Below are 9,954 nucleotides of genomic sequence, written 5' to 3' on the forward strand. Positions count from 1 at the left end.
CAGCAATTATAAAAGCTACTATTTGATTGTCTGAAAGGGTAGAAGTAAAAATCCCGATTGAAGTGTATGCGCCAATTAAGAATAATAATCCAAAATAGGATCCAATGGTACTACCATAATCGAAACTATTTTGAGCTGCTGTATAGCTTGAAACTATAAACACATAAAAAAGAGTAGGTACTATGGCAATTAAAATTAAAATAAATGCTCCAAGAAATTTACCATTAACAATTTCCCAAAGGCCTAATGGTTTGGTAAATAAAATTTCTAAAGTTCCTTGTTTTTTTTCATCCGAGAAACTTTTCATAGTTACTGCTGGTATTAAGAAAATAAGTATCCAAGGCGCTAATTTAAAAAAGGGACCCATATCAGCATATCCAGAATTTAAAATATTAAAATCACCATCAAAAACCCATAAAAATAATCCATTTAGCAAAAGAAAAATAGCAATAACTAAATAGCCAATTGGCGAACCAAAAAAAGATTTTATTTCACGTAGCAATACTGCTTTCATATAGTATACTTGTTTTATATTGACAAAAGTAATTTATAAACTTGAAACTTTATAATAAAGTATCTAATTTATCCACACTCCACGCTTCTGGTTTGTCTGCGAAAAGCGTTTTGGTATAACTCCAAACTTCATTAAATAAAGCTGATTTTCTGTATTTTTCTAATGCTGATTCGTCTTTCCAATAGCTGTAAGTAAAAAAAATACGTGTATCTTGTTTGTCTTGATATAATTCTAAAAATTCATTTCCATCAAAGCTTCTTATTTGATGTTTAACTTCATTAAAATTATTTAAAAAATCTGCAATTTTATCTTCTTGAAAGGTAAGTTTTACAATTCGTACCAACATATCTATTATTTAAATTCCAATAATTAAATCCCAAATTCTAAATTCCAAATCCCAATAACCTTTACCTTTTACCCAACACCTAGGATTCAAATTCCACAATTACAGCATCCTGCATTTTCAAACCTAATAACGTGTGTGCAGAGCCTGAACGATTAGGATTACTTCTGTACACCGCAATTTCTAAAAACCCATTTTGATTAAACAGTGCTATTTCGTTTCCTGCCATCGCATTTAAATCGGCTGAATTGTTATTTTTAAAATCGGAATAATCATTCTTTACTCTTTTAATCGTATAAACAGAAAAACGTACACTATATTGTCTTCCTCTTGCAACTTCTTCTATATACGTTTTCGAAATATTAGTAACACAATTTCCAAAATCGTCAATATATACAACATGTCCGCGAATCGATTTTAAATTTTGATCCAAAATAGGAACCAACATATTCATTTTCTTTATTTCAGTCAGTGGTGTGCCAATTACGGTCATTTCACCACCTTTTGCCAAATGAGTTGCCACCGTTGCAAAAACATCTAAGTCGTTGGAACCTTCTAATAGTCTATCATGAATAGATATTTGCACTATTTTTTCTGGATTTTTTTTATTTGTTAAACCACCAAAAATGCCATTATCTGCTCCAATAAAATAATGTCCATCATAAAGCATAGCTATATGAACAGTGTCTGCATTTCTTGAAGCGTCTACTGCTACTATGTGAACTGTTCCTTTTGGAAAATGAGAATAAGAAGTAGCTAACAAATAACTAGCTTCCAAAACATTAAATTTGTCTACTAAATGAGAAATATCAATAATTGTTGTCTCAGGAAATAAAGAATATATCTTACCCTTAAAAATTCCGGCAAAGTGGTCTTTTAAACCAAAATCTGTAGTAAGCGTAATTATTGACATTATATTGTTTATAACTTATTATAAATGGAATACTTGTTTTTATTATATTTGAATGATACAAAATTACTCTTTTTTTTACAGAATTAAAACAATTTAAAATTAAAGCCTTTGAACGAAAGAATTATTGAATTGGAAAACATTGCACCTAAAGATTTTTGGGGCGCACACGACAGTCATTTAGAGACAATTAAAAAGTATTATCCAAAATTAAAAATTGTTGCCAGAGGTACTATTTTAAAGGCTTTTGGAGAGGCCGAAGTTTTAGACGAATTTGAAAAACGCTTTCGACGTTTGATGACTCATTTTACTCGTTTCAACACTATTGATGACAATGTAATTATGCGTGTTATTGAAGGTGATGCACATCAAACGGGAGAAATGCCAAAAGGCGATCAGATTTTAGTGCACGGATTAGGAGGGAAGTTAATTAAAGCGATGACACCCAATCAGCAAAAATTAGTTGATTTTGTTGCTAAAAACGATATGGTTTTTGCCGTAGGTCCTGCTGGAACAGGAAAAACTTATACCGGAGTAGCTCTTGCTGTAAAAGCACTTAAAGAGAAACAAGTTAAACGTATTATTTTAACACGTCCGGCTGTGGAGGCAGGAGAAAATTTAGGTTTTTTACCTGGTGATATGAAGGAAAAATTAGATCCTTATATGCAACCTTTGTATGATGCTTTACGCGATATGTTGCCGCCACAAACCCTTGAAGATTATATATTAAAAGGAATTATTCAAATTGCACCATTGGCATTTATGCGTGGAAGAACTTTGGATAATGCCTTTGTGATTTTAGATGAAGCGCAAAACACCACGCATTCTCAAATGAAAATGTTTTTAACGCGAATGGGAAAAAATGCAAAATTTATTATCACCGGAGATCCAGGACAAGTAGATTTACCAAGAAGAACCATTTCTGGATTAAAAGAAGCCATTTTGGTATTAAAAGATGTAGACGGCATTGGAATTTTATATCTTGATGATAAAGATATTGTTCGCCATCGATTGGTGAAAGCAGTAATTAATGCTTATAAAAGTATAGAAAATTCGGATTAAAATGAAAAGAGGCGTTAAAATAAACGCCTCTTTTTTTGTTAAAAAATGATTTTAAAACTACTTTTGCAAAACAAAACAACAACACAGTATATGAACACAATAACTACTACAAATTTTAATTTTACAGGACAAAAATCTGTTTACAGAGGAAAAGTAAGAGAAGTTTACAATATCAATGACGATTTATTGGTTATGATTGCTACGGATAGACTTTCTGCTTTTGATGTGGTTTTACCAGAAGGTATTCCATACAAAGGACAAATATTAAATCAAATTGCTACAAAATTTATGCAATTAACAGAAGATATTGTGCCAAATTGGCTAATTGCTACTCCAGATCCTAACGTAGCTATTGGACATTTATGTGAACCATTCAAAGTTGAAATGGTAATTCGTGGTTATTTATCAGGTCATGCAGCAAGAGAATATGCATCAGGAAAAAGATTGCTTTGTGGTGTCGAAATGCCTGAAGGTTTAAAAGAAAACGATAAATTTCCTACACCAATTATCACACCAACAACTAAAGCGGATAACGGTTCACACGATGAAGATATTTCTCGTAAAGCCATTTTGTCAAATGGAATTGTTACTGAAGAAGATTATTTGGTATTAGAAAAATATACAAGAGCTTTATATCAAAGAGGAACTGAAATTGCCGCTTCAAGAGGTTTAATTTTAGTAGATACAAAATACGAATTTGGAAAAACAAAAGATGGAAAAATTGTTTTAATTGACGAAATTCACACACCAGATTCTTCTCGTTATTTTTATGCTGAAGGATATCAAGAAAGACAAAACAATAACGAAGAACAAAAACAATTGTCAAAAGAATTTGTACGTCGTTGGTTAATTGAAAATGGTTTTCAAGGTAAAGAAGGTCAACAAATTCCAGAAATGACAACAGAATATATTGCAACCGTTTCAGATAGATATATTGAATTATTCGAAAATATATTAGGAGAAAAATTCGTGAAAAGCGATATTTCAAATATTGAGGAACGTATTTTTAATAATGTTCAAGCGTATTTAGCGAAGTAAAAATTAATATATGTCAATCTGAATTTATTTCAGATTTTAAATAATTTAAACCTGACAGGATTTAGAATACTGTCAGGTTTTATTATTTTTATTCCTTAATCAAATGTTTTACAACCGTTTCTGCAGCATGTAATCCAAAAAGTGCTGGCATCCAACTGTTTGTGCCGTAAAAGGACTTTTTGTAGTTAGAACCATCTGTAGTTTTAATACTTGTAGCATCTGGATGCTCAATGGAATAAACCGCTTTTACGCCTTTGTTTATGCCTTCTTTTCTTAATCTTTTTCTAATGTTTTTAGCTAAAGGGCAAACTTCAGTTTTACTAATATCTCTAACGACAACTTTATTTACATCAAATTTTCCGCCAGCTCCCATGTTGCTGATTACTTTAATCTTTTTGCGTTTAGCAGCAACTAAAAGATTGATTTTTGGCGTTAAACTATCAATGCAATCTAACACATAATCAAATTCAGTAGTTACAATTTCTGAAGCACGTTCTGGTGATAAAAATTCTTCAATGCGTATTAAGTTTAATTCTGGATTAATATCCATTAATCTATCGCCTACAATTTTAACTTTTGGTTCGCCAATAGTACTGTGTAATGCTGGTAATTGTCTGTTAATATTAGTAATATCTACGGTATCGCCATCTACAATTGTCAGTTGACCCACACCCGCACGAACTAAAAATTCCGCTGCAAATGAACCTACGCCACCTAATCCAACAACTAATACGTTTGAATTTTTTAATTTATTTAATCCTTCTTCTTTAAATAATAAAGCTGCTCTTTCTTGCCACTTTGCCATAATTTATTGCATTTTATTAAAAACAGATTGGTAATTATTCCAAACTATTTCTTTCATTTTTTCTACTGAAATATTTTTACATTTTGCTGCAAAAGTATAAACTTCTTCCAAACTTTCCGAAATTGTATCTGTTTCTAAAAAAAATCTTTCATTTGGAACATATTTAAAAACAGATTCCATTTCTGGATTACGAAGCAAGTATTTTCCAAAAGACAAATAAAAATCCTGATTTAAAAGTTGTTTCGCTAAAGGAATGTTTTTTGAAAATCCGTGTATGATGAAAGGTGATTGAAGCCCACTATTTTTTTTACAAGATATTACTTCATCAAATGCCGCAACACAATGTAAAATTACAGGTTTTTCCACTTCACTTAAAAGAGATAATTGCGATTCGAAAACGTCAATTTGTACTTCTATTTTCTTTTCGATTCGTTTGTCTAATCCACATTCTCCTAAAGCAACACATTCCTTAAATTGAAGTTTTTTCTTAATAGTGTTTACATCTTCACTTACTCGTTCATCAGTAATATACCAAGGATGAATTCCGATAGAGTAGTGTGGAATTTCATCTGAAAATTCATTCGGATATTGATTTACAATTTCTAAAATGGAATCAGAATTGGTGTATAAATGAGTATGTAAATTTACAAATTTCATCGAATTTCTTTTTGCAAAAATACTACATTTTAGTAACTATTTTTGATTAATTTTGTAGCAGATACTTTATTATGATTCAAATAGCATTTCGCCAATACATTTCTAACTTTCAAGGCTTTTCTCGTGAAGTATGGATTCTTACCCTCGTTACATTTATTAATAGAGCAGGAACAATGGTTTTGCCATTTTTATCTAAATATTTGCACGAAGATTTGCATTTTTCGTATTCTCAAGTAGGAACCATTATGGTATTTTTCGGATTAGGTTCTTTATTAGGTTCTTGGTTAGGTGGAAAATTATCAGATTCTATTGGTTTTTATAAAATAATGATATTCAGTTTGTTAGTTAGCGGATTGATGTTTTTCGGGTTGCAATTTGTTACTTCATTTTATGGTTTATGTATAAGTATGTTCTTAATTATGTCTGTTTCAGATATGTTTCGTCCCGCTATGTTTGTATCACTGGGTGCCTATGCTAAACCAGAAAACAGAACAAGAGCCTTGACATTGGTTCGATTAGCTATTAATTTAGGATTTGCGGCTGGACCTGCTCTAGGAGGATTAATTATTATGAATATTGGTTATAAAGGGTTGTTCTGGGTAGACGGATTAACCTGTATTATTGCCATTTTGATTTTCTGGATTAAAGTAAAAGAAAAAAAGAAATCTACATATTTAGATAAAGTACAACCTGGAGATGTTTTAGTAGAGTCGGTTTTTAAAGACAAAATTTATTGGTTGTTTTTAACTACATCTTTAATTGTAGGGATTATGTTTTTCCAGTTGTTTACTACCATTCCAATTTATCATAGAGAACAATTTGGCTTAACCGAATTACAAACAGGTTTATTATTAACCTTAAATGGTGTTTTAGTATTCTTTCTAGAAATGCCAATTGTAAATTATATTGAGAAACATAAAAAAGACAAATTAAAAGTTATTATTTTAGGATGTTTTTTAATGTGTATTAGTTTGTTTTTAATGCTCGTAAATACTTGGGCAGGTATTTTACTAATTATGATGTTATTTATGACGTTTGCAGAAATGTTTAATTTTCCCTTTTCAAACGCATTTGCACTTAGTCGAGCGCCGAAGCATCATCAAGGTCGCTATATGGCCATTTTTGCAATGAGTTATAGTTTAGCACATATATTAAGTGCTAAAATTGGGATGTTAATTATTGATAATTATGGGTATCAAGCCAATTGGTTGTTTATGGGAATACTCGGAGTAATAGGTACTTTAATTGGAATTTATGTGTTGCATTTAGTAGAAAAAGAAAAAATGTTAAAACACGTTAATTAACAAAATTTTAAAATTTAATTTTTATAAAAATTATATTTTTGACCAACAAAATTAAAAAAAAAACTTAAATTATGAATGTTAAAATGGTATTTCAAAGAATCGTATTGGCTACTGCAATCACTATTTTGCCAATCACAACTTTTGCTCAAAACAATCGTTTCAATCAATTATCACAACAAAAAAACAATAGCTTCGAATTGCGAATTGACAACGCTATGACCGATACGCAATTGAATCAAGATGAAACAGATGCAAAAAAGTTTGATTTTGAAGTCTCTTTTTCTGGTGTAAAACGTAATGATAAAAAGCAAATTACGGCTATTAAAATTACTTATAAAGACCAAGATGGAAATTCAGGAAATTATAATGTAAGTGGGGAAACGCCGATTAAACTAATCTCAATTAAAAAACAATTTGATGGCACTGGAAAAGGCCTAATTAATATACAATCTGGTGCTTCACAAAATGATATGTTTGTGAATGGTTTTGATATGAAAGGTTTTAACGGAATGTTTAATAACGATATGTTTATGAATTTAGACAATAACGTTTTTAGAGGTTTAGTAGATGGAAACACCATTGATTTAGATAAATTTAAAGAATTGCAAGGTGGATTTAAAACGGATTCTTTGGGTGGTAATTTTAAATCATTTATTTTTAAAGATGGTGAAATTATGGGTGACAATCCGGATATGCAATTAGAAGAAGAAAAAATTGACGAAAACGGAACAGTAACAAAAAAGTATTCTGACGGAAAGGGTAGTACAATGATTTTCTCTGAACGAAATTTTTCTTCAAATGGTGATAAAATCGATGATTTGGAAAAATTAAAAAAAGAAAATAAAATTCAAATTCAAAAAAACTTTCAATTTAATGATGATTCTACAAAATCAGATTTAGAAAAACTAAAACAAGAATTGGAAAAAACCAAAACGGATTTAGAAAAGCTAAAAACAGACTTGCAAAAGGATAAAGTAAAAAGTAACTAATTCACTTAGATGCAAAGTTGCAAAGTAAAAAAAACCAGAATTTTCAATTGAAAATTCTGGTTTTTTTTAAAACGTAAATCCCAAATCCCAAATCGTAATTCGTAAATTATCTGAATTCCTTCTTAATTCTTGCGATATCTCGTTTAGTATCATTTTCTTTCATCGTTTCACGCTTGTCGTAATTTTTCTTACCACGGCACAATGCGATTTCTACTTTTGCAAAACCTTTTTCATTTGTGTATAATTTCAAAGGCACAATTGTTAAACCTTTGTTGTCCGAATCTTTTTCGAGTTTTTTAAGTTCTTTTTTATTTAATAATAGTTTGCGCTCGCTTTTTGCTTTGTGGTTGTAATGTGTTCCAAAAGCATATTCTTCAATAGTAGCGTTTATTAAAAACAATTCGGTTTGTTCGTTAAATTCGCAAAAACTTTCAGCAATAGATGCTTTTCCTAATCGTATTGATTTTATTTCTGTTCCTGTAAGTACAATGCCAGCGTCGTATTTGTCTATAATTTCATAGTCAAATCGGGCACGTTTGTTTAATATATTTATGATTTTTTGCATAGCTGACAAAATTAAGATTTATTTTGTAAGAAAACAGTATATTTTTTTAAGATTTTGTAGTACTGGGGGAGTTAAATTAAAATTAGGATTTTGAAAATCTAATGAATTGGCATATTTTTTTAGTAGTTTTGCACAAAATTAAAAATAATGTTTAAAATTTTAGCCAAAATTAATAAAGCGATTTTGCCAAGTTATTCCAAGCAACGTATTGATTTAGCGAAAGCTACAAAATTACAAAAGGTAATTATTGCTTGGCGATATTATGTTACGATTCACGCTTTAGAAAAAAAACAAAAATAATTTTTTAAATTATCGAATATAGTTTTATATTTGCACCCACAAAAACGGCCTCGTGGCGCAACTGAATAGCGCACTTGATTACGGCTCAAGAGGTTTCTGGTTTGAATCCAGACGAGGTCACTACTTACATCCCAAAACATTTGATTTTCAATGTTTTGGGATTTTTTATTATCTTTGCGTGGCCATTTTGTGGCTACATTTATAACTTACTGCAATGTAACAAAAGAATTTAATAAAATAAATAATCCTAAAAATAATTTTATTAATCTCTAAAAAGGAATATAAAAAGATATGATTGACCTTCCAGAAGAAACTTTAAAAGTATATCAAGATGGTAAAAAGAACTTCGAAGAACAATTAGTTTCAATTCGTCAAGAATGTGAAATAATTAAGAAAGATTTTCTTACAAAAGATTTTATTATTTATAATTCAGAGGCAGAAATTAATGCTTGTTATAGTTTCTTCTTGCAATTTGTTCCTTATTTAAATCATCTTATCTATTTTTCAAAAGATGAAGAAGTAATTTCTAAATTAAAATCATGCGGTTTTACTTATGCTACTTTAAAGTGGATGATTGACATAAATGAAATTGAATCTGAAATTAGAAGATTAGAAAAAATAGACGGCTTACTTATTTTTCCACATGCATACCTTTATTCTTGTATATTTTATGTTAGTTCAAAATTTCATTTAAATGCATTAGAATATTTTATAGGTAATGTTAGTTATAACGGTATAGTTACTAATAAAATTCATGTTGATTTTACTAAAAGAATTAGAAGAAGGAATTACATTCATAATAACAAATCGAAACTTTCCAAAAATGAGTATGAGAATATAATGAATGAAAAAATAGATTTGTTAGAGAAAAAATCAAGCGAAAATGGAGAAGATAATACAAAATCAATAAAGTCTCTTTTAAAATTGTTGCATGGTGATTGTGGAAGTATTTACGAATTATTCCAATTTTCAACAAAAGGTATTAGTAAAAGTAGCTTCTACTTCGAACTTTTTCCTTTACTAAAGATGCTAGTTAAGGATAAAAAACTTAAAAGCGAGATAGAATTTTTTGATAACACCGCTGAACAAGTTTACAATAACGACTTCCGATTATACAGAATTTCAAAGGTAAAAGATATACTTAACCTAAAGTGATTTTAATATATAAATAATACTAAAAATTTTTTAAAATGTTTAGTATCCTATCTAATAAGTTAATGTTTTTTTTTTCGTAAAAACTCCGCTCATTTTTTAATTCCTACATTTTGTTCCTTTACGACGTTGAAAAATTAAAAAAAAACACACGTTATGGAAATACTAAATACACCTCCAGTTTATTGGAATAAAAATCAAGCTTCTAAGCATCTTTGCTGTTCTGTTAAAACAATTGACAGGTTAATTAAAAACGGTAGAATAAAATCGTTTAAAATGGGTAGAAAAGTACTTATTTATGCAAATACCTGTATT

At 29.6% G+C, this 9,954-nt stretch carries 13 protein-coding genes and 1 tRNA gene; 8 read left to right on the forward strand and 6 right to left on the reverse strand.

What is annotated here, in order from left to right; genetic code table 11:
• The 3 genes from ACIQZ1_RS08790 to ACIQZ1_RS08800 all read right to left on the reverse strand — a co-directional run.
• Positions 1-514: ABC transporter permease subunit (locus ACIQZ1_RS08790; protein WP_396160595.1), on the reverse strand; the 514-nt coding region annotated here is incomplete at its 3' end.
• Positions 515-563: 49 nt separating this feature from the next.
• Positions 564-860, reverse strand: a complete 297-nt coding sequence (locus tag ACIQZ1_RS08795; RefSeq protein WP_396160596.1) for a putative quinol monooxygenase — start codon at positions 858-860, stop codon at positions 564-566.
• 79 nt (positions 861-939) lie between these two features.
• Positions 940-1,770, reverse strand: a complete 831-nt coding sequence (locus ACIQZ1_RS08800) for an S-adenosyl-l-methionine hydroxide adenosyltransferase family protein (RefSeq protein ID WP_396160597.1) — start codon at positions 1,768-1,770, stop codon at positions 940-942.
• A gap of 108 nt (positions 1,771-1,878) precedes the next feature.
• Here ACIQZ1_RS08800 and ACIQZ1_RS08805 point away from each other — a divergent pair, with 108 nt between their 5' ends.
• Positions 1,879-2,829 (forward strand): PhoH family protein, encoded by a 951-nt coding sequence (locus ACIQZ1_RS08805; protein WP_396160598.1) that lies wholly within the window; start codon positions 1,879-1,881, stop codon positions 2,827-2,829.
• A 90-nt stretch (positions 2,830-2,919) separates the two neighbouring features.
• Positions 2,920-3,867, forward strand: a complete 948-nt coding sequence (locus ACIQZ1_RS08810) for a phosphoribosylaminoimidazolesuccinocarboxamide synthase (protein WP_396160599.1) — start codon at positions 2,920-2,922, stop codon at positions 3,865-3,867.
• 88 nt (positions 3,868-3,955) lie between these two features.
• On the opposite strand, the gene ACIQZ1_RS08815 is transcribed toward ACIQZ1_RS08810, so the two are convergent.
• Positions 3,956-4,672, reverse strand: a complete 717-nt coding sequence (locus tag ACIQZ1_RS08815) for a tRNA threonylcarbamoyladenosine dehydratase (protein ID WP_353076535.1) — start codon at positions 4,670-4,672, stop codon at positions 3,956-3,958.
• Positions 4,673-4,675: 3 nt separating this feature from the next.
• On the reverse strand, positions 4,676-5,350 hold the full coding sequence (locus tag ACIQZ1_RS08820) for a TatD family hydrolase (RefSeq protein ID WP_396160605.1): 675 nt from the start codon (positions 5,348-5,350) through the stop codon (positions 4,676-4,678).
• 50 nt (positions 5,351-5,400) lie between these two features.
• On the opposite strand from ACIQZ1_RS08820, the gene ACIQZ1_RS08825 reads away from it, so the two are divergent.
• On the forward strand, positions 5,401-6,633 hold the full coding sequence (locus ACIQZ1_RS08825; protein WP_396160600.1) for an MDR family MFS transporter: 1,233 nt from the start codon (positions 5,401-5,403) through the stop codon (positions 6,631-6,633).
• A gap of 71 nt (positions 6,634-6,704) precedes the next feature.
• A complete protein-coding gene (locus tag ACIQZ1_RS08830; RefSeq protein WP_396160601.1) occupies positions 6,705-7,622 on the forward strand; it encodes a hypothetical protein in 918 nt (305 codons plus the stop codon).
• Positions 7,623-7,728: 106 nt separating this feature from the next.
• Here ACIQZ1_RS08830 and smpB read toward each other — a convergent pair whose 3' ends face one another.
• Positions 7,729-8,187, reverse strand: coding sequence for an SsrA-binding protein SmpB (gene smpB / locus ACIQZ1_RS08835; RefSeq protein ID WP_396160602.1), 459 nt, complete (start codon positions 8,185-8,187; stop codon positions 7,729-7,731).
• Between the two features lie 147 nt (positions 8,188-8,334).
• Here smpB and ACIQZ1_RS08840 point away from each other — a divergent pair, with 147 nt between their 5' ends.
• The 4 genes from ACIQZ1_RS08840 to ACIQZ1_RS08855 all read left to right on the forward strand — a co-directional run.
• Positions 8,335-8,487, forward strand: a complete 153-nt coding sequence (locus tag ACIQZ1_RS08840; protein ID WP_396160603.1) for an SsrA-binding protein — start codon at positions 8,335-8,337, stop codon at positions 8,485-8,487.
• A gap of 46 nt (positions 8,488-8,533) precedes the next feature.
• Positions 8,534-8,607 (forward strand) — tRNA-Arg (locus ACIQZ1_RS08845).
• 171 nt (positions 8,608-8,778) lie between these two features.
• Complete coding sequence (locus ACIQZ1_RS08850; protein WP_396160604.1) at positions 8,779-9,642, forward strand: hypothetical protein; 864 nt, start codon at positions 8,779-8,781, stop codon at positions 9,640-9,642.
• Between the two features lie 153 nt (positions 9,643-9,795).
• A partial coding sequence (locus ACIQZ1_RS08855) for an excisionase family DNA-binding protein (RefSeq protein ID WP_396160606.1) occupies positions 9,796-9,954 on the forward strand: 159 nt, incomplete at its 3' end.

The organism is Flavobacterium sp., assembly GCF_044341185.1.
In the GTDB taxonomy this organism is placed as follows: Bacteria; Bacteroidota; Bacteroidia; order Flavobacteriales; family Flavobacteriaceae; genus Flavobacterium.